Source organism: Roseibium sp., assembly GCF_039982295.1.
In the GTDB taxonomy this organism is placed as follows: Bacteria; Pseudomonadota; Alphaproteobacteria; order Rhizobiales; family Stappiaceae; genus Roseibium.
The window spans coordinates 337,134-357,936 of sequence record NZ_JBDWYP010000092.1 but is presented as its reverse complement, the minus strand read 5'-3'; the positions used below and the strand labels follow the sequence as shown (position 1 = coordinate 357,936).

General features: G+C 57.4%; 20 protein-coding genes. 14 read left to right on the top strand and 6 right to left on the bottom strand.

What is annotated here, in order from left to right; all coding sequences use genetic code 11:
- Positions 1-855 precede the first annotated feature (855 nt).
- The 4 genes from ABJZ52_RS21795 (at position 856) to ABJZ52_RS21780 (ending at position 7,129) form a co-directional block, all read left to right on the top strand.
- Complete coding sequence (locus ABJZ52_RS21795) at positions 856-1,962, top strand: HD domain-containing protein (RefSeq protein WP_348186943.1); 1,107 nt, start codon at positions 856-858, stop codon at positions 1,960-1,962.
- A 21-nt stretch (positions 1,963-1,983) separates the two neighbouring features.
- A complete protein-coding gene (locus tag ABJZ52_RS21790) occupies positions 1,984-2,931 on the top strand; it encodes a hypothetical protein (protein ID WP_348186941.1) in 948 nt (315 codons plus the stop codon).
- Between the two features lie 580 nt (positions 2,932-3,511).
- The gene (locus ABJZ52_RS21785; RefSeq protein WP_348186939.1) at positions 3,512-4,729 is read left to right on the top strand and encodes an MFS transporter; all 1,218 of its coding nucleotides are present in this window, start codon (positions 3,512-3,514) and stop codon (positions 4,727-4,729) included.
- A gap of 261 nt (positions 4,730-4,990) precedes the next feature.
- Complete coding sequence (locus tag ABJZ52_RS21780) at positions 4,991-7,129, top strand: sodium-translocating pyrophosphatase (RefSeq protein WP_348186937.1); 2,139 nt, start codon at positions 4,991-4,993, stop codon at positions 7,127-7,129.
- Between the two features lie 73 nt (positions 7,130-7,202).
- On the opposite strand, the gene ABJZ52_RS21775 is transcribed toward ABJZ52_RS21780, so the two are convergent.
- Complete coding sequence (locus ABJZ52_RS21775; RefSeq protein WP_153769559.1) at positions 7,203-7,640, bottom strand: outer membrane protein assembly factor BamE; 438 nt, start codon at positions 7,638-7,640, stop codon at positions 7,203-7,205.
- Between the two features lie 81 nt (positions 7,641-7,721).
- Here ABJZ52_RS21775 and ABJZ52_RS21770 point away from each other — a divergent pair, with 81 nt between their 5' ends.
- The 6 genes from ABJZ52_RS21770 (at position 7,722) to ABJZ52_RS21745 (ending at position 12,169) form a co-directional block, all read left to right on the top strand.
- The gene (locus ABJZ52_RS21770) at positions 7,722-8,312 is read left to right on the top strand and encodes a ubiquinol-cytochrome C chaperone family protein (protein WP_348186935.1); all 591 of its coding nucleotides are present in this window, start codon (positions 7,722-7,724) and stop codon (positions 8,310-8,312) included.
- Positions 8,302-8,865, top strand: a complete 564-nt coding sequence (locus ABJZ52_RS21765; protein WP_348186933.1) for a YceD family protein — start codon at positions 8,302-8,304, stop codon at positions 8,863-8,865. Before ABJZ52_RS21770 ends, ABJZ52_RS21765 begins: the two co-directional genes overlap by 11 nt.
- Before the next feature lie 156 nt (positions 8,866-9,021).
- A complete protein-coding gene (gene plsX / locus ABJZ52_RS21760; RefSeq protein WP_348186931.1) occupies positions 9,022-10,086 on the top strand; it encodes a phosphate acyltransferase PlsX in 1,065 nt (354 codons plus the stop codon).
- Positions 10,083-11,060: a beta-ketoacyl-ACP synthase III gene (locus ABJZ52_RS21755; protein ID WP_348186929.1), complete on the top strand. Its 978-nt coding sequence runs from the start codon at positions 10,083-10,085 to the stop codon at positions 11,058-11,060. Before plsX ends, ABJZ52_RS21755 begins: the two co-directional genes overlap by 4 nt.
- Positions 11,061-11,210: 150 nt before the next feature.
- A complete protein-coding gene (locus ABJZ52_RS21750) occupies positions 11,211-11,522 on the top strand; it encodes an integration host factor subunit alpha (RefSeq protein ID WP_348186927.1) in 312 nt (103 codons plus the stop codon).
- Between the two features lie 50 nt (positions 11,523-11,572).
- Entirely contained in the window at positions 11,573-12,169 is a 597-nt protein-coding gene (locus ABJZ52_RS21745; RefSeq protein WP_348186925.1) for a MerR family transcriptional regulator, read from the top strand.
- A 41-nt stretch (positions 12,170-12,210) separates the two neighbouring features.
- On the opposite strand, the gene ABJZ52_RS21740 is transcribed toward ABJZ52_RS21745, so the two are convergent.
- The 3 genes from ABJZ52_RS21740 to ABJZ52_RS21730 all read right to left on the bottom strand — a co-directional run bounded on the left by ABJZ52_RS21740 (position 12,211) and on the right by ABJZ52_RS21730 (position 15,972).
- Positions 12,211-13,431 carry a glycerophosphodiester phosphodiesterase family protein gene (locus tag ABJZ52_RS21740; protein WP_348186923.1) on the bottom strand — a complete coding sequence of 407 codons (1,221 nt, stop codon included), beginning with the start codon at positions 13,429-13,431 and terminating at the stop codon, positions 12,211-12,213.
- A gap of 92 nt (positions 13,432-13,523) precedes the next feature.
- Entirely contained in the window at positions 13,524-14,747 is a 1,224-nt protein-coding gene (locus tag ABJZ52_RS21735) for a cytochrome P450 (RefSeq protein ID WP_348187170.1), read from the bottom strand.
- Positions 14,748-14,964: 217 nt separating this feature from the next.
- Complete coding sequence (locus tag ABJZ52_RS21730; RefSeq protein ID WP_348186921.1) at positions 14,965-15,972, bottom strand: LacI family DNA-binding transcriptional regulator; 1,008 nt, start codon at positions 15,970-15,972, stop codon at positions 14,965-14,967.
- Positions 15,973-16,103: 131 nt separating this feature from the next.
- Between ABJZ52_RS21730 and ABJZ52_RS21725 the strand changes: the two genes are divergently transcribed.
- From ABJZ52_RS21725 to ABJZ52_RS21710, 4 genes are all read left to right on the top strand, one after another.
- Positions 16,104-16,673, top strand: coding sequence for a gluconokinase (locus ABJZ52_RS21725; RefSeq protein WP_348186919.1), 570 nt, complete (start codon positions 16,104-16,106; stop codon positions 16,671-16,673).
- 39 nt (positions 16,674-16,712) lie between these two features.
- The gene (locus tag ABJZ52_RS21720; protein ID WP_348186917.1) at positions 16,713-17,735 is read left to right on the top strand and encodes a TRAP transporter substrate-binding protein; all 1,023 of its coding nucleotides are present in this window, start codon (positions 16,713-16,715) and stop codon (positions 17,733-17,735) included.
- A gap of 62 nt (positions 17,736-17,797) precedes the next feature.
- Positions 17,798-18,352 carry a TRAP transporter small permease gene (locus ABJZ52_RS21715; RefSeq protein ID WP_348186915.1) on the top strand — a complete coding sequence of 185 codons (555 nt, stop codon included), beginning with the start codon at positions 17,798-17,800 and terminating at the stop codon, positions 18,350-18,352.
- A gap of 53 nt (positions 18,353-18,405) precedes the next feature.
- The gene (locus tag ABJZ52_RS21710; RefSeq protein WP_348187168.1) at positions 18,406-19,668 is read left to right on the top strand and encodes a TRAP transporter large permease subunit; all 1,263 of its coding nucleotides are present in this window, start codon (positions 18,406-18,408) and stop codon (positions 19,666-19,668) included.
- A gap of 461 nt (positions 19,669-20,129) precedes the next feature.
- Here the strand turns inward: ABJZ52_RS21710 and ABJZ52_RS21705 are convergent, their stop codons facing one another.
- Complete coding sequence (locus ABJZ52_RS21705) at positions 20,130-20,555, bottom strand: hypothetical protein (protein ID WP_348186913.1); 426 nt, start codon at positions 20,553-20,555, stop codon at positions 20,130-20,132.
- Positions 20,556-20,741 carry a hypothetical protein gene (locus tag ABJZ52_RS21700; protein ID WP_348186911.1) on the bottom strand — a complete coding sequence of 62 codons (186 nt, stop codon included), beginning with the start codon at positions 20,739-20,741 and terminating at the stop codon, positions 20,556-20,558. It lies immediately after the preceding gene.
- Between the last annotated feature and the right edge of the window lie 62 nt (positions 20,742-20,803).

Sequence of the window (20,803 nt, the reverse complement as noted above, 5' to 3'; positions counted from 1 at the left end):
AGTGGCGAACGCGCCGATGCCCTTCAGCAACCGCCGTGCCCCTGAACCAACGGGTCGGGTGCCAATGGGGCCCTCGCGGATGACGGCGGAGGGGAGGGGCTGCGGGGGCAAACAGCTCGTCCAGCTGGCCCGGGCCTCTGCTCGGCTTGCCACTGAGGCACCTTCACTGTCTGTCCAATCGAAGACTGTCGTGCGGCCCCAAGACGGACGTTCACCGGATTTCTGCCCAACCTCCAAAGCTGCCGTTGGTCGCGCGACGTGCAAAGGTCAATAGAGGGCGGGAAGCGGACGTTTGCTGCGGTTGGAATGAATGACCAAAAGGGGGGCGGGAGGGGACTGGCGGTTAGCAGACACCGATTGCGTTTTGCTGACATTCGTCGGCCCTGATTGCGTCAGCGATCTCGGCCCTGAGCTGACGTCCCAGTTAACTGCTGAGAAGATCTGGAGGTAACCCAAACACAGTAATCAAGGTTGGCGTGGTATAGCCATGTTACAGCTAGGGCCGCAGCTTTCTGCGCTCTCCTTTTGCGTAGGCAGAAATCCATCGGCAGGGAACCGTCATCACCGGCGCAAATTTTCACACCGAGCGATTGTGTGAAGGAGGCAAACGGAGTTGGTAGGTAGGTTGACTAGAGCGAGGAAAAGTGTACGCGTAGCTCTCGGGTCAAGACAATCGCTTCCAATCGCGGGCAAATCGCCGAGTCCTGAAGCGAATTGGCCCAACTCATATCGCACAACGATTATTGTGTTGATAAGACGGATGCGGCCAGACTCTAGCCGATACAGCAATTGCAAACTACGCTTGTGATAAACTGAATCGGGTATCCCCGACACAACCACTTTAGAGGATCAGACTTGTTCGATTGTCCACAAAGACGCTGTGACCGCGATGCCGATGTGTTTCGTTCAGGAGCGGTTCAGTGCGAACTGTTGGATGATGAAATCCCTAGTTACACCCTCAGGTCTGACGATCAACATCAATTGCTTGATCCGCTAGCAAACGAACTCCTATCTACTAAATCAATGCAGCGGCTTGGAAATATTGGATTTCTGGGCGCGATTGATCATCTCCGAAGAGGTAATGGGAAAGAGCCTCATCGCCGCAAACATAATAGGCTAGAACATTCTGTTGGTGTTGCGCTACTTGCTCAGAAGTTTGCGCTGAGTGCCGAAATTCCACAAGTGGACCGGTTGAAGCTTCTCAGTGCAAGCTTACTACATGATATTGGTCATGGGCCTCTTTCGCACACACTTGAGCCTGTTTTCGAAGATGCACTTGGTATCGATCATCACCGAGCAACAAAAAGTATTGTTGTAGGTGATAGTATACTCGGGAAAGAAATTTGGGAGATCCTCAAGTCCCACAGGCTTGATCCTGAGGAAATTATTAACTTGATCGATGGCAAGCACGATGGATCTTACGGCTACCTTTTCTCTGGGAAAATAAACCTGGATACTCTAGAGGGGATTACGCGCTGTCGCGCTATTGTTGGTCGCCGACCTGCATTTGGCACTGCCTTGTCGGTTGTTGAAAGGTGGGCTCAATCCGGACAATCCAAGCTACCAAAAGCTGACTTCGATGAGTTCTGGAAGCTGAAGCATAACGTGTATGCCTTGCTTATCAACTCACCAACAGGATTAGTAATGGACACTGTTGCTCAAGCTTGGACGCGAACAAACCTTGCCAAAATGGATACTTTAGACTTCTATATGGATGAGCGCCAGCTTCGAAAGAAGCACCCCGAGCTTTTTCGTCTAATCAGCCTTGCCGCTCATGATACCGGAAGCTTGCGAACTAGACTTCCAACCAAGTGGCTCAATGCTGAAGTCCAAGCACGCAGACGCCGATATTATGTCGATGAAACTGTGGATTTGACCTCATTGGCCGATATGACCTTACGCTACAAACACAAAAAGAAAAGTTGGACAGTTTCTCTTGGTGAGCTCCTGGGAGGAGTGTAATTGGGAATCTTATGCGAAGTTATGAAACCGAACATTTTTGAGAAGTGCGCCGACTTCGCGGAAGTTCAACTGGAAGTAATGCGCAATGCCGCTCTTGATATATTTGGGGAGCGGCAAGACGTTATCATCGGTGTGAACGGAAGTGTTGCGCGGCGCGAATACACTAGCGGCTCTGATATTGATCACTTTTTTCTGTCTACTGTCCCCGAAAGTACACAGGAAGTGGACTTATCTGCTGAGGAAAGTGAGTTTCGCAGCGTATTAGAAGGAAAAGGTCTTAAGATGCCAGCGAGTGGTGGCGTTTTTGAGGGGGCCTTAAACGCAGATAAGCTGCTTAGCCCCATCGGTGGCGATAACGACACGAATAAAACGCTAACAAGGCGAATGCTGTTTCTCCTTGAGGGTGAATGGATTTTCAACCAGAAGGCTTTTGAAGAGCTACGTGTTAAGCTGATTTCTCAATATGTTGCGGATAGCTTAGATCAGGACAAGTTGGCGTTGTACTTGCTCAACGATATTATTCGTTACTGGCGTACAATTTGCATAGATTTTGAGCACAAAACGTCGGGAGGGAAGAAGCCGCGTGCACTGCGCTTGGCGAAGTTGCGCATGTCGAGAATGCTTCTTTGCTTTGCGGGTATGGTCGCGGTTGCGGAAGCTTCTGATTTGCCTCCGAACGAAAAAAGAGAGCGACTCGTCGAACTTTTTTCCCAACAGGGTATCGGCCGCCTTGAGGGCATTCTATCCGACGAATTTTCTTCCGCTAAATTGTTGTATGGCCAGTTCTTAAGTAGTCTTGACGATTCCAACTTTCGGTCCAAGCTAAATCTTGATGGCGATGAGGGAATGCAGACCCCTGAGTTTGAAAAGATGACGGAATTGGCGAGAAAATTTAAAAGCGAGTTGGTAGATATTATGCTTAATCACTACGGGCCAAGTACAAGAATTGTCCACGCAATTCTCCTTTGACAGTGATAAATTTCCTGAAATTCATGATTTTGCGAGGATTTATTAGAGCAAATATAGAGTGTGGAAGTGGAGCTTTACGGACCATGTTGCAAACAGGCCGACTTGCCCTCGACATCTCAGCGATTGGCATTTGCGGATTGTCTGTCAAGGCAGTCTTATCCGTCTGGAAACCGACGCTGCTTTGGCAGAAGCCAAGGCTGAGCTCTCAGCAATAGACAGTTTGGAAATGAATTCAACTACAGCATTGCCGCCGTCTTACGGCATTGGACTTCGCAATCGCAACGAATGTCTCCTTCGACTGTCCACGCTGCAGAATCAGGACGGCCGGTTGATGGTGGCTTCGGGCCGGAAGTGACTACATGTCCGCTGCACAAGAATGTCCACATTCTTTGTTCACGGCATCCAGACCAGCCAGTCTGCCTTCGGCCCAAACCGCCCATCCAGTTCGGCCTCGCTCCCGTTTCCCCCTCCCGCCAATCAATTGCTGCCTCAGGGGCAAAGCTGGTGTAAGGAGAGGGGCGCTATCGTGCGTCCTATGAATCGGTCCGGGTCCCCGGGCCGTGTGAACTCCGGATTTCTCATGTCTGTTTCTGCTTCCGCCGCTGTCGATGACCGCCTGGCCCGGCGCAATGCGCTGTTGCTTGCCATGGCCCAGGCCGTGGGCGCGGCCTCCGCGTCGATCGTCATCATCACCGGATCCCTGATCGGCTACATGCTGCTGGAGGAGAACAAGTCGCTGGCGACCGTACCGGTGTCCGTAATGGTGCTGGGCACGGCGCTGGGCACCTTGCCGGCGGGCATGATCATGCGCCGCTTCGGGCGCCGGGCGGGGTTCATGGGCGCCTGCCTGATGGCCTGCGTCGCCGGTCTTCTGGCTGCCTTTGCCATCTTCATCGAGGATTTTCTGCTGTTTTCGCTGGGGGCAGGCCTGACCGGCTTTGCCAATGCCTTTGCCCAGCAATACCGTTTTGCCGCCGCCGACACCGCCAGCGAAGCCTTCAAGCCCAAGGCGATTTCCTGGGTCATGGCCGGCGGCGTCTTGGCCGGCATTGTCGGGCCCCAGACCGTGATCTGGACCAAGGACGCCTTTGATCCGATCCTCTTTGCCGGCACTTATGTGGCCCAGTCCGGCCTCGCTCTGATTTCGCTCGTTCTGGTTTCCTTCCTGAAGATCCCGAAGCCCGTACACGTCAAGGGCACGCCGCGCGGCGGTCGGCCGCTCGGCCAGATCATGGCGCAGCCGCGCTTCATCGTGTCCGCTGCCTGCGGCGTCACATCCTACGCGCTGATGAGCCTGGTGATGACCGCAACACCGCTGGCGATGATTGCCTGCGGTCTGTCGGAGACCGACGCAGCGCTTGGCATCCAGTGGCACGTTCTGGCCATGTTCGGCCCGAGCTTCTTCACAGGCAGCCTGATCGCCCGCTTCGGCAAGGAGCGCATCGTTGCCATAGGTCTCGCCATGCTGGCCGCCTGCGCCATCGTGGCGCTGATGGGCATCGAGCTGGCGCATTTCTGGAGTGCGCTGATTCTGCTCGGCCTCGGATGGAACTTCGGCTTCATCGGCGCGACGGCTATGCTGACCGATACCTATCAGCCCGAGGAGCGCAATATGGTGCAGGCCACAAATGACTTCCTGGTCTTCGGCTTTGTCGCCTTTGCCTCCTTCTCCTCCGGCCAGCTGCTGGATGTCTTCGGCTGGTCGACGGTCAACTGGTTGGTGTTTCCCTTCGTTTTGCTCTGTCTGGTTTTGCTTGGCTGGCTTTTGACCCATGAACGGCGGAACAACGCCGCCTGATGGTCAAATGCTTGTTGCGGCGCAAGAAAAGAAAAGTGAATGCTGCAGTGCGCTTCAGTAAATTGCTGCGTCGCGTCTCAAAATGACCAAGGGTCAGTTTTAAGTTAATTCAACGAGTAACTTGACGGCACTTGGATTATTGCTGCTATCGTAGTTCCCGTGTTGACGGACCGGTCTTGCCGGTTCGGTCAAGGGCGAGCCGGATCGAAAGACAAGAACAAACCAGCAGACATCGGGCTCGCGACATTTCTGGGAGGAATTATGAGCGAGTTAGTCGTCATCATTGTCTGTGGGCTCTTGTCCATTGCTTACGGGGGCTGGGCCATCCAGTCGGTCATGGCTGCCGATGCCGGATCGGAGCGCATGCGCGAAATAGCCGGCGCAATTCAGGAAGGGGCTCAGGCCTATCTGACACGCCAGTACACAACGATCGCCATCGTCGGGGCGGTCGTTTTTGTTTTGGCCTGGCTGTTGCTGTCCGGCACGGCCGCCATCGGCTTTCTGATCGGAGCGGTTCTCTCGGGCCTGGCCGGTTTCATCGGCATGATGGTTTCGGTGCGTGCCAATGTGCGCACGGCCCAGGCCGCCAGTCAGTCGCTGGCTGCTGGTCTCGAGATTGCCTTCAAGTCGGGTGCCGTCACCGGGCTTCTTGTGGCCGGTCTCGCGCTTCTGGGCGTTGCGGTCTATTACGCCCTTCTCACCGGACCCATGGGCTATGCAGCCACGGACCGGGTTGTCATTGACGCCCTCGTTGCGCTTGGCTTCGGCGCCTCACTCATCTCTATCTTCGCCCGACTGGGCGGCGGCATTTTCACCAAGGGTGCGGATGTCGGCGGCGATCTCGTCGGCAAGGTCGAGGCTGGCATTCCCGAAGACGATCCGCGCAACCCGGCCACCATCGCCGACAACGTCGGTGACAACGTGGGAGATTGTGCCGGCATGGCGGCGGATCTGTTCGAGACCTACGCCGTGACCCTGGTCGCGACCATGGTTCTGGCGTCGATCTTCTTCACCGGGCCCGTCGCTGAACAGCTGATGCTCCTGCCCATGGTGATTGGCGCGGCCTGTGTCGTGACCTCGATCATCGGCACCTTCTTCGTCAAGCTCGGCAGCAATAACTCGATCATGGGAGCGCTCTACAAGGGCTTCATCGCCACTGCGGTGCTGTCTGCCGTCGCGCTCTTGATTGTCACGTTGAGCTGGCTCGGTGCAGGCACGGTCTACACGACGGCAAGAGGCGTCAGCTTCACCGCGATGGATCTTTTCTATTGTGGCATTGTCGGCCTTCTGGTGACCGGACTGATCATCTGGGTGACGGAATATTACACGGGTACGGAATATCGCCCCGTGCGGTCCATCGCCCAGGCCTCCGTCACCGGTCACGGCACCAACGTGATCCAGGGACTGGCCGTGTCGCTGGAAGCGACCGCATTGCCGGCACTGATCATCATCGCAGGCATCCTGGTGGCCTATGCTCTGGCCGGGCTGTTCGGCATCGCCATTGCGGTGACGACCATGTTGGCCCTGGCGGGAATGGTGGTCGCGCTTGATGCCTTCGGTCCGGTTACGGACAATGCCGGCGGGATTGCGGAAATGGCGGACCTGCCAGCCGAAGTGCGTTCCACGACGGATGCGCTCGATGCGGTTGGCAACACCACCAAGGCCGTCACCAAGGGCTATGCCATCGGGTCTGCGGGCCTTGGTGCGCTGGTGCTCTTTGCCGCCTATACAGAAGATCTGCGCTTCTTTGCCTCCACGGCAAAGCCGGGGTCGATTTTCGAAGGCATCAACGTCGACACGCTCTTCACCCTGTCGAACCCCTATGTGGTTGCCGGTCTGCTGTTTGGCGGTCTGCTGCCCTATCTGTTTGGCGGCATCTCCATGACAGCAGTCGGCCGGGCAGCTGGCGCAGTGGTCGAGGAGGTGCGTCGCCAGTTCAAGGAAAAGCCGGGCATCATGCAGGGCACGGAAAAGCCTGACTACGGCCGCGCCGTAGACATGCTGACCAAGGCGGCGATCAAGGAAATGATCATTCCCTCGCTGCTGCCGGTTCTCTCGCCCCTGTTCGTCTTCTTTGTTGTGCGTGCCGTTGCAACGCCGTCCGAGGCCTTCGCGGCGGTCGGTGCGATGCTGCTCGGAGTGATCGTCACGGGCCTTTTCGTCGCCATCTCCATGACGGCTGGCGGCGGGGCCTGGGACAACGCCAAGAAGTCCTTTGAGGATGGTTTTACCGACAAGGACGGCGTCACCCACCAGAAAGGCTCGGAGGCGCACAAGGCGTCTGTTACGGGCGATACGGTTGGCGATCCCTACAAGGACACTGCAGGGCCGGCAGTGAACCCGATGATCAAGATCACCAACATCGTTGCGCTCTTGCTGCTGGCGGTTCTGGCACACTGATCGCCGTCATCACTCCAAAAAAGAAAGCCCCGGCAGGTCTGCCGGGGCTTTCGCATTCGAAGATGTGTTTGCCTTAAAGGCCAATACCCGGGCTGGCAGCACCGCGCAGGATCTGGGTCAGGAAGCCATAGTCCGATCCGCCTGTGCGTGTCTTGCGCGAGATGAAGTCGATGACCTTGCCATCCTGCAGGCCGTAGTTGGCCAGATCGCGCACATAACCGTCTTCATCGAAATAAACCGCGACCACGCGCTGCTCGACGATGTCTGGCGCAAGAAAGGCCGTCGTCTCGGTGACCTGCGAAATATAGTAATAGGCGTCGCCGCTGAGGCTCGATGTCGTCGAGGGCGAGCCGAGAACGATCTCCACCTGTTCCTTGGAGGAGCCAACCTGGACCTGGGACAGCATGTCGTTGGATATGACGTGGCCATGGGTGTAGGTCTGCGTGAAGCATCCGCCGAGCGGCAGGGCGACAAGAAGCGGGATGAGAACGGCATGCGCCTTGATATTCATGCGGGTCTTCCTGTAGGGCCGTCACTACGGCCGGTGTCAACAATCGTTTCTTGGCAAAGTCCCTATCGTGGGATAGGGCACATGGCAACACCAGTTATCATGGAGATCACCATGCTCTTCGGCCTCTTCCGCCGCAAAAAGCACGACGCAGAGCTCAAGGTCTATTCACAGATCGTGGCTCAAGCGCGGCAACTTCCCTTCTATGAGCGTATGGCCGTTCCCGACACGGTCGATGGACGTTTCGACATGATCGTTGTCCATGCGGTGCTTTTGTTCGGCCGGTTGCGCGGCGAAAGCAAGGAAATTTCGGACTTCGCGCAAAGGGTCTTCGACATATTCTTCAACGACATGGACGCAAGCTTGCGCGAGATGGGCGTGTCCGATGTGCGTGTGCCAAAAAAGATCAAGGCGCTGGGAGAGGCTTTTTATGGCCGTGCTGATGCCTATATGCCTGCCATCGAAGAGGGTGATGTCGATGGTCTGGCCGAGGCTTTGACGCGCAACATCTATCCCGATACGGACAGCAAGGGCTCTGAAAAGGCGCTGGCAAGCTATCTGATCGCGGCTGCGGCAAACCTGAAAGACCAGACGCCGGAGGCCATCATCTCCGGCGGCCTGACGTTCCCGGATCCGGCCCCGTTTGCCGACAAGGAAAAAGAAAATGGCAACTGAGACCTACCCCTATTCGCACAAGATCGCGTGCGACCGTCTGGGCAATGAGGAGCGCCAGGTAGTGCTCGAGCCCAACGAGGCGGAGCGTCTGAGGATCGCAAAGGCCTATGAGCTCGACGGCATTGAAACATTGACGGCAGACCTTCGCCTCAAGCCATGGCGCAAGGCCGGGGTGCGCGTCACCGGAACGTTGAAGGGCAGCTTGCAGCGCACCTGCGTTGTGACGCTCGAGCCTTTCATTGAGGAGCTCTTCGACGAAATCGACCGGACCTTTGAGCCGGTGTCCAGCCGCCCAAGACGCCCCCGCGATCTGAACGAAGAAGGGGAGATCGAAATCGAGCTGGAGACCCTGGATCCGCCAGATGTGATGGTCGATGGGGTGCTTGATCTGGGAGCTGTGGTCTGCGAGCAGCTGGCGTTGAATGTCGATGCATTTCCGCGCAAGCCCGGTGCCGAGTTCGAAGCCATCGAGACGGATGAGCCGGAAGAGGATGAACCGGCGCCATCTCCATTCGCGGCTCTGGCAAAGCTGAAGGACGAACCTGAGGCCTAAAACCTCAGGATGACGGCTTGAAAGTGGTTGTTTCACTGCTGGAAAGCGTTATGTTCTCCAACGTTTAGGGGCTCCGAAAGATGCGGTGGAGCTCAGGTCCTGTGCCAAGATAGTCGCAGTCTGGCCGACCAAGGAAAGCACTTCAAAAGACCGGCTATGGCGAAAACCATTCCAATTTCCCTCGATGTAATGGGCGGTGACAACGGCGCGGAAGTCGTGATTCCGGGCGCCGAGATCGCGCTTGTCCGTCATCCGGATATCCGTTTCCTGCTGTATGGCAACGAGAAAGTGGTCCTTCCGCTTCTGGAAAAGTATCCGCGCGTGCGCGATGCTTCTACATTCCAGCACTGCGACGTGTCGGTGGCCATGGATGCCAAGCCGAGCCAGGCGCTGCGCCAGGGGCGTTGGCGTTCCAGCATGTGGCGGGCGATTGAGGCTGTGAAAACAGGCGAGTCGGCTGTTGCTGTCTCTGCCGGTAACACTGGCGCCCTGATGGCCATGTCAAAGTTCTGCCTGCGCACGATGGCCAACATTGAGCGTCCGGCCATCGCTGCGATCTGGCCGACCGCCCGGGGCGAGTCCGTCGTGCTGGATGTCGGCGCGACCATCGGCGCGGATGCCCAGCAGTTGATCGACTTTGCGATTCTGGGCGGAGCCATGGCGCGCGCGCTGTTCAGCGTTGAAAAACCCTCCGTCGGTCTTTTGAACATCGGCGTTGAAGAGGTGAAGGGCCTGGAAGAGGTCCGTACTGCCGGGCGCCTCTTGCGCGAAACGCCGCTGCGCTCGCTGTCCTACGCCGGGTTTGTTGAAGGCAACGACATCGGTCAGGGCACCGTGGATGTGGTCGTGACCGAGGGCTTTGCCGGAAACATCGCGCTGAAAACCGCAGAAGGCACCGCCAAGCAGATTGGTGGTTACTTGCGCTCTGCCATGGGCCGCACATTCATGTCCAAGATCGGTTACATCTTCGCCAAGAGCGCCTTTGACCGGCTGCGTGAGAAGATGGATCCACGCAAGGTCAATGGTGGCGTGTTTCTCGGGCTCAATGGCATTGTGATCAAAAGCCACGGTGGAACAGACGCGGAAGGCTATGCAGCAGCCATTGATCTGGCTTATGACATGGTTCGAAATGGCCTGACCGACAAGATCGCTCAGGACCTTGTGCATTATCATCGCGGCCGCTTCGCCGACGCCGCGACTACCCCGGAAGGTGATTTGTGAGCGTGATCCGTTCGACCGTTCTTGGAACCGGCAGCTACCTGCCAGCCAAGTGTTTGACCAATGACGACCTGGCAAAGACGGTCGATACCTCGGACGAGTGGATCGTCCAGCGGACAGGAATCAAGCAGCGCCACATTGCCGCCGAAGGCGAGGTAACCTCGGATCTGGCGTTCAATGCGGCCACGGCTGCGCTGGAGAGCGCAGGCGTCGATGCACAGGACATTGATCTCATTATTCTGGCGACTGCCACGCCCGATAATACTTTTCCCGCCAGTGCCGTCACCGTGCAGCATCGTCTTGGCATCCATCATGGCTTTGCCTTTGATGTCCAAGCGGTTTGCTCCGGTTTCGTCTATGCGCTGGCCACCGCCGACGCATATCTGCGCACCGGCATGGCAAAGCGGGCGCTCGTAATTGGTGCAGAAACATTCTCCCGCATTCTCAATTGGGAAGATCGCACCACTTGCGTCCTCTTCGGCGATGGCGCGGGGGCTGTGGTTCTCGAAGCTCGGGAAGGCGAGGGAACCATCGCCGACCGGGGTATCCTGACGTCGCACCTGCGCTCGGACGGGCAGCACAAGGAAAAGCTCTACGTTGACGGCGGCCCATCGGCCACCCAGACGACGGGCCACCTGCGCATGGAAGGCCGTGAGGTGTTCAAACATGCCGTCGGCATGATCACCGACGTGATCGAGGATGCTTACAAGGCGACCGGCCTGTCCTCGGACGACCTGACCTGGTTCATCCCCCACCAGGCCAACAAGCGGATCATCGACGCCAGTGCCAAGAAGCTCGGCATTGCACCGGAGAAGGTGGTCACCACGGTTCAGCTCCACGGCAACACGTCGGCTGCCTCGATTCCGCTCGCGCTGGACACGGCAGTGCGCGACGGCCGGGTGAAGGAAGGGGACATCATCCTTCTTGAAGCCATGGGCGGCGGCTTTACCTGGGGATCGGCTCTCCTGCGCTGGTGAGGGCGTGCTGCTAGATCGAAAAGACTAGGTGTTTTTCGGCTGAACTGCAGAGTCCCTGTTGACCAGTTTGCCGTGAGGCAATAGCGTAACCGGATACGGTAAGTTCTATAGCAAAATCAGCCAGATCGTTGGCTTCGCCGGGGAGTGGTCATGGGCAGCAGAACTATCACGCGCGCCGATTTGTGTGAAGCGGTCTATCAAAAGGTCGGTCTGTCACGCACGGAGTCGTCTGAATTGGTCGAGCGGGTTCTTTCGGAAATCTCGGAATGCCTTTTGACGGGAGAGTCCGTCAAATTGTCTTCCTTCGGATCCTTTGTCGTAAGGTCCAAGGGCGAACGGATCGGGCGAAACCCGAAAACCGGCGAAGAAGTGCCGATTTCTCCGCGCCGCGTCATGGTCTTCAAGCCCAGCAATGTGCTGAAGCAACGGATCAACGACGCACTGACCGGCCAGGACTCCTGATCGGTTGAGCGGGCCTCGCAGCCGGACTTTCCTCTTGTGATCCAGCGAACATGACCAATCAGGACAAAAGCCCGGATGCGTTCCGGACCATCAGCGAAGTTGCGGATGATCTGGATCTTCCGCAACATGTCCTCAGATTCTGGGAAACGCGTTTTACCCAGATCAAGCCACTCAAACGAGGTGGCGGTCGGCGCTACTATCGTCCCGATGACGTTGAACTGCTCCGCGGTATTCGCCATCTTCTGTACGGTGAAGGTTACACCATCAAGGGTGTGCAGCGGATCCTGAAAGAGCAGGGCCCCCGTTTCGTCATGCAGATCTGGCGAGAAGATGCGTTGCCGGTTCCCGCGACCCAACAGGCGACCTCAAAGCCGAAAGTGGTGGAAACACCACCGGAGCCAGAGGCCGTTGACACCGTGCCGCAGGAGGTCACGCCGCGCGACGTGCTGCCGGAAACCAGTGTACGCAAAGTCGCTGAAAAAACACCCGGATCCACACGCTTCATGGATCGCTTCCGGTCTGAAAAGGAAGCCGGTCATCAGGCAGCGGACGCGCCGGACGCCATGTCCAAGGACGACGTCCGCCGCCTTCAGTCCACTCTGTTTGAATTGCTTGAGTGCAAACGCATCCTGGATCAGGCGCGTTAGAAAAGAGGCAGCTGCCCAGCGGGCAGCCGCCTGATGCGTTTCTACTTGCCCATGCAGTTGGCGTAATAGGTCACTGTGGCAGGCCAGTCAGAGAAAACGCCTTCAACACCAACATCTTCCGACAGAACGTTGAGAACTTCATAGAGCTTTCCGTCGCTGTCGATCACATCCTTGACCGTCTGGAAATACCAGCCGCCCCCTGATGCAAGTGGACCGGACCGCTCGAGCGTCCAGGCAATCAGCTTGAGACCAGCCTCTTTGGCTGCGCGGGCATAAACGGACGGCACGATCTTCTTGTTTTCGTCAAGAGCGAGCATCATCCAGATGGGCGGCGCGAGGTAATTGACGCCCATGTTTTTCAGCTCTTCCATAGAGGGCTTGAAGCTTTCCGCATTGCTCGGGTCGATCCCGTTCCGGCCGTAGCGGCCATCAAGGTAGACCGCCTGTTTTCCGAACTCCGGCTCATGTTCAATCCAGTAACGCACGTCGTCCAGATTGAACGACTGGGGCCAGACATCTTCCGGGGAAACACCGGCTGCCTTGTACTCATCGATCATCTTCTGGGCGTAGTCGGCCTGCGAGAAACCGCTGAAGGGCATTTCCACCGCGGGAGACTTCAGCTCCGGCGTGAATTTGCCGCCCTGGGCCTTGATCAGCTCGATCGATTGGGCATGTGTCATCAGCGTGCCCGTGGGCGCATAAAGGTCCGTGCGCCAGCCTGCAGTGGCGCCCATGTAGTCTTCAACGGTCTCCGCGGACTTGTCGCGGCCATCCATCTTGCCCTTGAGCGACATGAATTCGGCGAGTGTCAGGTCGCTGGTCCTACACTCCGCCGCCGCGTCCGAACCATTGCCGGCCGGCGTGAAGCCCTGCGTGCACTTGTCTGCCAGATCTGTTGCGAGGATGTTGGTCGACGTGTGCAGATCATTCTGCGCATGGCGGCACACCAGCTCCTTGTCCTTGGTGAAGGTCACGTCGCATTCGATGATACCGGCCCCCATCCGCGCTGCGGCCACATAGCCTTCCGCCGTATGTTCGGGAAATTGTAGCGCAGCGCCGCGGTGGCCGATGGAAAAATCGGTCCTTGCCGCCGGGGTGGCAGCGCATGCCAGAAGCTTGTCCTTCAACGCGCCGTCTTGCATCTGATCCACCAGGTAGAGCGGCCGTGGCCCGAGGTGAACCTGGGTGTCGGCGTTGGCAAACCCGGACGCGCCGAGCGTTGCGCCGAATGCGATCAGGCAGGTGAGGGAAAGGCGGTGCATGAAAACTCCTGGAAATGGGGACGGGAAAGTCAGCGCCAGATCATGGCGTCGCGAGACCATGACGCTGCAACGTGACACTACAATATCGCTCTTCACCCGGCTTGCCAGCGAATTTCCAGAGACGCAGGCCCCCTGACGGAGAGGCCTGATTTGTAAACCGGATCCGGGTCACACAGCTCGATTGACGAGAACCGCTTCAAAAGCGATGAAAAGATGATGTCCATGTCGAGCCGAGCCAGGTGGTTGCCAAGACAGAAGTGCGCGCCGCGGCCAAAGGCAATGTGCCAGTTGGGCGTGCGGGCGACGTCAAAGCGACCGGCATCCGGAAACTGGGCCGGATCCCGGTTTGCAGAACCATAGAGCACGCCGAACTTCGTGCCGGCCGGAAAGCTCTGTCCCGCGATCTGAACCTCTTCCGTTGCGTAGCGATGAAAAAAAGGCAGGGGGCTTTCATATCGGAACATCTCCTGCACCGCAGTCTTCATCAGGCCAGGGTCTGCTCGCAGACGCTGCATCTCGTCCGGGAATTTCAGCAGCGCATGCAAGCCGCTGCCCAGAACATCGATGGTTGAGCCGTGACCTGCCATGAGGATCAGCATGGCGGTGGAGAAGAACTCGTCCTCATTCATGAGCCCGGCCTGTTCGGCAACGATCATTGCCGATATCAGATCGTCTTTCGGGGTTTTCAGGCGCTCCGCCTTGAGGCCTTGCAGATACTGAAAGAACTCGGTGGTGTTGCGCTCGGCCAGCTCCTTGCGCGCGTCCGACCGGTCGATGTCGAAGAACTGGACGATGTTCTCGGACCAGACCCGGAGCTGCGGACAATCGGCATCAGGAACCCCAAGCACCCGGCCGATGATGTGGCCGGGCACATGGGCGGCCAGATCCTCGACGAAGTCGATCTCCGTCCGGTCGCTCAAACTGTCGATCAGGCCATCCACATAGGTCTGGATTTCGCCCCGCAGCGTGTTGACCATTTTGGGCGTGAACAGCTTGAACACCTGCTTGCGCAGCCGGTCATGCACTTCGCCGTCGCTGTCGAGCAGGGAGAATTGTACAAAGCGGGAGTGGTTCGGCATGTCATGCCAATTGCCTGCCCGTTTCTGCTCAGCGATTTCCTCCGGACTGACAAGCCCCTCCAGCGAGCGAACCATCGCCGGATGCAGGGCGATCTCGCCCACGTCCTCGAAGCGTGCCGCCAGCCATATGTCGAAATCCTCGAAATACGTCAGCCCGGGAGTCTCTCGCAAAGCTGCATAAAACGGATAGGGATTCCGTGCAAAGGCGGGTGAAAGCGGATCGAAGGCGAGGGGCATGACTGGTCCGGAACTGGCAAGAGCACTCTGGCAGACCGGATTGAATCCATCTGCCAAGGTGCCAGCCTAGCGAATTGAAAGTCTTGAGAAAAGCGGATTTGAAACGCCTTGCTCACCAGAGCTGACTGGCGGCGACAGATCACACGACGGTTGCTCGTTCTGGCGTAGAGCCGAATGATTGGGCTCGATCACGATGAAGACGCTTTGTGCATACGCGCTATCTGGCGGCGCGGTTGGTGCTTTGGCGCGCAATCATGTCAAAGCCGACGTCAATGACGCTCGGATCGGGCCCGGAGCCGGTCAGGGCCGCATCCATCATGCTCATGGCCTGCTGCCCAATCTGAAGGCGGTGGGTGTGCACGCTGGAAATTCCAGGGTTTGCCACGGCCATCATCTCAAGGTCGTTGAAACCGCAGATCCCAATCTCGTTCGGGATGTTCAAGCCGCGTCGCTGGCACTCGAACAGCGCGCCGAGCGCCAGGTCATCATTGTTGCAGAGGATCGCGTCGGTATCCGGTGCCTTGGACAAGAGGTCTGCGGTGAGTTCGCAGCCGAGCGTCACGGTCGAGGGCCGCGGGGTCGTCACGATCCGCGCCCGGTCGTAGAGCTCTGCGGCAGTGGTGACTTCCTCGAAGCCTTGCAGCCGCCTCTGGCTGCGCGGATCAAGCCGCGCTGCAATGTAACCGGGTTTTTTGTATCCCCTGTCGAGAAGGTGCCGGGTCGCAACCCTCGAGGCCTCGATATGGGAAAAACCGATCATCATGTCGTAGGGGGCGGGACCGCATTCCATGATCTGGACAATCCGGCAATCGGCATTCATCAGGAGTTTTGAGGTCGCATCCGACTGCTCAAGCCCGGACAGGATGAGGCCAGCCGGTTTCTGGCTCAGGAAGGTTCGTACGAGCCGTTCTTCTTCCAGCGGGGAATAGCGCGAATTGCCAAGCTGGATCTGCCATTTCGTGCCTTCTGATGTCTCGAAGATACCGCGCATGACGTCTGAAAAGACGTTGTTGGTGACCGAGGGAACGACGACGCCAATGACGTTGGTCTTGCCGACTGCAAGCGCCCGTGCCGCAGGGTCGGGGATATAGCCGAGCCGGTCGACGACGGACATGATCTTGTCCAGCGTCTTCTTTGACACTTTGTCCGGATGGCGCAGTGCGCGCGACACTGTTATGGCGCTAACACCGGCTTCCTTGGCGACGTCTGATAAGTTTGCTTTCAAATTATCCCTTAAAATCAGTAGTTTGACACTAAATCATCATGCTTTTTGAACATAGATGAAAACTAATCATTTGACAAATGTTAGCGCTGTCATTTTGTATGTGCCCGGAAGAAACAAGGGCAACGACAAAAATGGATCATCGGGAGACAGGGGAGCGCGCCTCAACACCCGTCGCTGCAAGGCCTGTCATCGTGATGGGGGTCTGCGGCGTGGGGAAAAGCCTGCTGGCACGCCGGCTGGCCGATGCGCTCGGCGTTGCGATGGTGGAGGCTGACGACTTCCACAGCGATGAGAACCGGCGCAAAATGTCTCGGGACCTGCCGTTGACCGACGCTGACCGGCTGCCCTGGCTCGATGCAGTTTCCGCGGCTGCAAAGCGGCAGGTTCAGTCGACAGGTGGCGCTGTTGTCGCGTGCTCCTGTCTTCGGCGCGTCTACCGGGATCGTATCCGTGATCAGCTCGGAAACAGCGTCTTTCTGCACCTGGCCGGTCCCCGGGCGCTGATCGCCGAACGGCTTGAGGCGCGCACAAGCCATTTCGTTGGAGCTGGGTTGCTGGACAGTCAGCTGGGCATTCTGGAGCCGCTTGAAAACGATGAAAGCGGCATTGCACTCGAGATTAACGTGCCAATCGACGAAGTGGTCGTCGCGGCACTTGATGAATTGCGGCGCATCGGTGCGCCCGCACAAAGCATTGTCTGACAGTTTCCGGACAATGCAGCACAACCTGGGAGGAAAAGCATGTTGAAGAAATTTTCCAAAATCGCTTTGGCGACAGTCGCTATCGGGGCCATTGCCTCTTCTGCGCTGGCCGCGGACTTCGAGTTCCGTTTTCAGTCATCTGACCCCGCCGGAAATCCGAATTTTCAGCTTCAGCAAGGCTGGGCTGAAAGCGTAAGCGACAAGACCGGCGGGCGTGTCGCCATAGAGCTTTTGCCTGTGGAATCGATCGTGGCGCACAACGAAACGCAGGATGCGATCGTCGCCGGCATTCTCGACGGCCATATCACCGACACATCCTACTTTTCCGGCAAGGACCCGGCATTTGGTCTCGTTGCCAATCCGGTTGGCGCCTGGTCGTCTCCTGACGAGATGTTCGCCTTCATGGACAACGGCGGCGGCAAGGAACTCATGAACGAGCTTCTTGAGCCCTATGGATTGCACTTCATCGGTGCGACAACACCTGGCCTCGAAGCGTTTGTTTCCAAGGTTCAGCTCAATGGCGTCGATGACCTGAAAGGCCTGAAGATGCGCGCACCGGAAGGCCTCGTTCAGCAGGTCTTCGCGGCGGCTGGTGCTGCTCCGGTCAACCTGCCGGGGTCTGAAGTCTTCACGGCGCTCGACAAGGGCGTGATCGATGCGGCCGATTACACAGTGTTTTCGACCAACCATGCCCAGGGCATGCATGGCGTTGCGCCTTTTCCCGTGTATCCCGGCTTCCACTCCATGCCATTGGTCGAAATTTCCATGAGCAAGGCCAAGTGGGACGCGCTGCCGGCTGACCTGCAGACGGCGCTGACCGAGAGTGTCGCCGAGTTTTCCCGCAGCCAGGTCGCAGCGCTGGCAGAACGCGACATGAAGGCGGTCGAGGAAGCCAAGGCAGGCGGTGAAGTGACCGTGATCGACTGGGCACCTGAAGAACGTGCCAAGTTCCGCACCATCGCCAAGGGCGAATGGGAGAAAGTGGCTGCCCGCTCCGAGAACGCGCAGCGCGTCTATGACGTCCTGACCAGCTATCTCAAGGAAAACGGCCTGATGCAGTGATCTGCATGGTTTAATGAGAACGGGCGCCCCTGGCGCCCGTTTTTATTGGAAGGAGGGATCTGGTGTCGGACCTGGAAGACGCTCACGCAATCGAAAAAGAAGACCCCGGTGCCATTGCCGAGGCCGGGATGCTTGGCCGGTGGATCGACCGGGGTGGCATCGTGTTCGCCATCGGAATCGTCCTGTCGATGGTCATTCTCATCAATGAAGTGCTGCTGCGCTACCTGTTCAATGCGCCGACCATCTGGGCGCATGAGACAACGATCTTTCTGTGCGGCACGGCCTTCATCTACGGCGGGCTCTACTGCACGGCGCGTGACAGGCACATTCGGGTCGTTCTGATCTATGACGTTTTGCCCAGGCGTCTGCGCAGACTTCTCGACATCGTGATTTCGCTGGTTTGCGCCGGTGCGAGCGCTATTTTTTCATGGGCGGCGTGGACTATGGTTCTCAGGGCCGCATTTCGGCCCGATGGCAGCTTTCGCCTGGAGCGGTCCGGCAGTGCCTGGGACCCGGTCTATCCCGGTGCGATCAAGATTTTTCTCCTGGCCGTTCTGGCGGTCATGGCCGTCCAGTTTCTGATCCTTGCCTATAACTATGCGCGGGGGCGCCGGTGACTGACATTTTCGGATCTTTTCAATCGCTCGGGATCGAGAGCGGTACCCTGTTGATGTTCGTGATGCTCCTGGGGCTGCTGGTCTCGGGCATTCCGCTTGCGTTCGTGACGCTGCTCGTTGCCCTGGTGTTCGCCCTTGGCTGGTTTGGGCCGATGGTCGTCCCGTTGATCACGAGCCGGGTCTACACCTTCGTTTCGTCCTTTGTCTTTGTATCGGTTCCCATGTTCGTTCTGATGGCGGCCATCCTGGACCGATCGGGCATCGCGCGCGATCTCTTTGACGCGATGAAACTGCTCGGCGGGCGCCTGCGCGGCGGTGTCGCCATTCAGACCATCGTGGTGGCTGTCATTCTGGCGGCGATGAGCGGCATCATCGGCGGGGAAGTCGTTCTGCTCGGGCTGGTCGCGCTGCCGCAGATGCTCCGGCTTGGCTATGACAAGAAGCTGGCGATCGGCGTTGTCTGCGCAGGTGGTGCGCTCGGCACGATGGTGCCACCATCCATCGTGCTCATCATCTACGGTCTGACCGCCAACGTCTCGGTCGGCGATCTCTTCACCGCCGCCTTTATCCCCGGCCTCATGCTGGCCGGCTTTTATGTGGCCTATGTGCTGATCCGGGCCTACCTGAACCCGGCCATTGCCCCCATTCCCGATGAAGAGCCTGTTTCGACAGGTGAAAAGATTCGGCTCCTGAAGGGGCTGTTCCTGCCGCTGCTGGTGGTGGCCGGTGTCCTTGGTTCGATCTATGGCGGCGTGGCAAGCATCACCGAAGCCTCGGCGGTTGGCGTCGCCGGCGTGCTTGTGTCCACCATCTTGCGCGGCGAATTCTCGCTCGGCCTGCTGAAAGGGTCAGCGCTGCAGACCCTTCAGACCGTCGGCATGATCGTGTGGATCGGGATCGGAGCCAGTGCCCTGGTTGGCGTGTTCAACCTGATGGGCGGGATCAAGTTCGTTTCGGCGCTGATCACCGGCATCTCGGACGATCCGACCATCATATTGCTGTTCATGATGCTGATCCTGTTCGTCCTCGGCATGTTCCTGGACTGGGTCGGCATTGCCCTTCTGACCATGCCCATCTTCGTGCCGATCATCACGCAGCTTGGCTACGACCCGGTCTGGTTTGGCGTGCTCTTTTGCATGAACATGCAGGTGTCTTTCCTGTCGCCGCCATTTGGGCCCGCGGCCTTCTATCTGAAGAGCGTCGCGCCTCCGGACATATCGCTTGGAACCATCTTCCGGTCGCTCCTGCCATTCATCGCCATGCAGATGCTGGCGCTGGCCATCCTGATCGCCGCGCCCTGGATCACCGGCAGGTAAATTGTCGGGCGCAAAGACGACAGGCCATCGCTCCGACCGAGTGGTGGCCTTTTTCGTGCCTTCTGCTTAACGATTTCCGCGTTTGAAACAGAACTTTGCCTATCGTGGCATAGGCCAAAACACCCGCTCAGTTGGTGTCTGCAACGGGGGTGGGTGAGGTGTGGGAATTTCTAACGGCGATGCGATTAAATGCCGACTGTCAGGAGCGCCGATTTCAAAGCGGCATAAAATGGATCGAGATCCCGGGCAAAATTAGGCGATGTGACTGTTCCTGAACTGCCACATCTTCCCAGATCGCAAGAACACGCCTGCTGGAGTTCGCGCTATTGCGGAAAGGTAACTTTTCGGGCGAAATTTACAGGATTGGGGAAAATCAAAAATGATCTGCAGTGAGCCGATCAAGGACGTAATCGAGCAGATTACTTCTATCTCAATAATATTAATTAATTTTCTAAAGTGAACTAGTCGTTAATGCCCTGACGTAGCATCATTGTGTAGGCATAGTCTTTAACGTACTTTTCTGTGAGCTGTCCTATTTTCGGATGCTGGTAACCAGTCCAGCAACCAAAGAACTTTTCTGACCATGGCAAGATGAGGGTGTTGTCGAGATCAAATCGCGTGGCCATTGCCAAACCAATTATGGTCAAGTCAGCAGCATTTTGTATGATAACGTCTCGATTTTTGCGCTGAACGAACTTAAGATTCTTCGTGCCGTAGGCTACTTCGCATGCGATGCTGCCAGTGTTCTTTCCTTTAAGAACCTTCAAAACAAGTGCCGGACGAAGTTTAAAAATCTCGCCTCCGTCCGTCACGTCTTTTTCAGGGAAGTAGCATGCAACGATGTCAAATGCTGAAGGCTGTTGCGCAACCCAGCTGGGAACAGTCATCTAGCGAAAGCCGTCAATAATTTCCCACTCTTCCGAGTTGATTGTAGTCGCAGCTTTTTCTTTGATCTGGTCGATCGCTTCCTTGGTAACTTCGGCGTCGTAGTCGAACGCCTCTTTCGGGAACTCACGATCTTGCATCGGAACGCGCCCGGTCATTGAGGCTGCTGTTTGAACTGGCGTAGCCATTGATGCACTCCTATTTTTACACATATTACTTCGCATGCATTTCCTACTAAAACAATAACGCA

Coding starts and splice junctions, on each gene's coding strand:
- ABJZ52_RS21790 (WP_348186941.1), top strand. CDS start 1,984: ATGAAACCGAACATTTTTGAGAAGTGCGCCGACTTCGCGGAAGTTCAA.
- ABJZ52_RS21785 (WP_348186939.1), top strand. CDS start 3,512: ATGTCTGTTTCTGCTTCCGCCGCTGTCGATGACCGCCTGGCCCGGCGC.
- ABJZ52_RS21780 (WP_348186937.1), top strand. CDS start 4,991: ATGAGCGAGTTAGTCGTCATCATTGTCTGTGGGCTCTTGTCCATTGCT.
- ABJZ52_RS21775 (WP_153769559.1), bottom strand. CDS start 7,640: ATGAATATCAAGGCGCATGCCGTTCTCATCCCGCTTCTTGTCGCCCTG.
- ABJZ52_RS21770 (WP_348186935.1), top strand. CDS start 7,722: ATGGCAACACCAGTTATCATGGAGATCACCATGCTCTTCGGCCTCTTC.
- ABJZ52_RS21765 (WP_348186933.1), top strand. CDS start 8,302: ATGGCAACTGAGACCTACCCCTATTCGCACAAGATCGCGTGCGACCGT.
- plsX (WP_348186931.1), top strand. CDS start 9,022: ATGGCGAAAACCATTCCAATTTCCCTCGATGTAATGGGCGGTGACAAC.
- ABJZ52_RS21750 (WP_348186927.1), top strand. CDS start 11,211: ATGGGCAGCAGAACTATCACGCGCGCCGATTTGTGTGAAGCGGTCTAT.
- ABJZ52_RS21745 (WP_348186925.1), top strand. CDS start 11,573: ATGACCAATCAGGACAAAAGCCCGGATGCGTTCCGGACCATCAGCGAA.
- ABJZ52_RS21740 (WP_348186923.1), bottom strand. CDS start 13,431: ATGCACCGCCTTTCCCTCACCTGCCTGATCGCATTCGGCGCAACGCTC.
- ABJZ52_RS21735 (WP_348187170.1), bottom strand. CDS start 14,747: ATGCCCCTCGCCTTCGATCCGCTTTCACCCGCCTTTGCACGGAATCCC.
- ABJZ52_RS21725 (WP_348186919.1), top strand. CDS start 16,104: ATGGATCATCGGGAGACAGGGGAGCGCGCCTCAACACCCGTCGCTGCA.
- ABJZ52_RS21720 (WP_348186917.1), top strand. CDS start 16,713: ATGTTGAAGAAATTTTCCAAAATCGCTTTGGCGACAGTCGCTATCGGG.
- ABJZ52_RS21710 (WP_348187168.1), top strand. CDS start 18,406: ATGTTCGTGATGCTCCTGGGGCTGCTGGTCTCGGGCATTCCGCTTGCG.
- ABJZ52_RS21705 (WP_348186913.1), bottom strand. CDS start 20,555: ATGACTGTTCCCAGCTGGGTTGCGCAACAGCCTTCAGCATTTGACATC.
- ABJZ52_RS21700 (WP_348186911.1), bottom strand. CDS start 20,741: ATGGCTACGCCAGTTCAAACAGCAGCCTCAATGACCGGGCGCGTTCCG.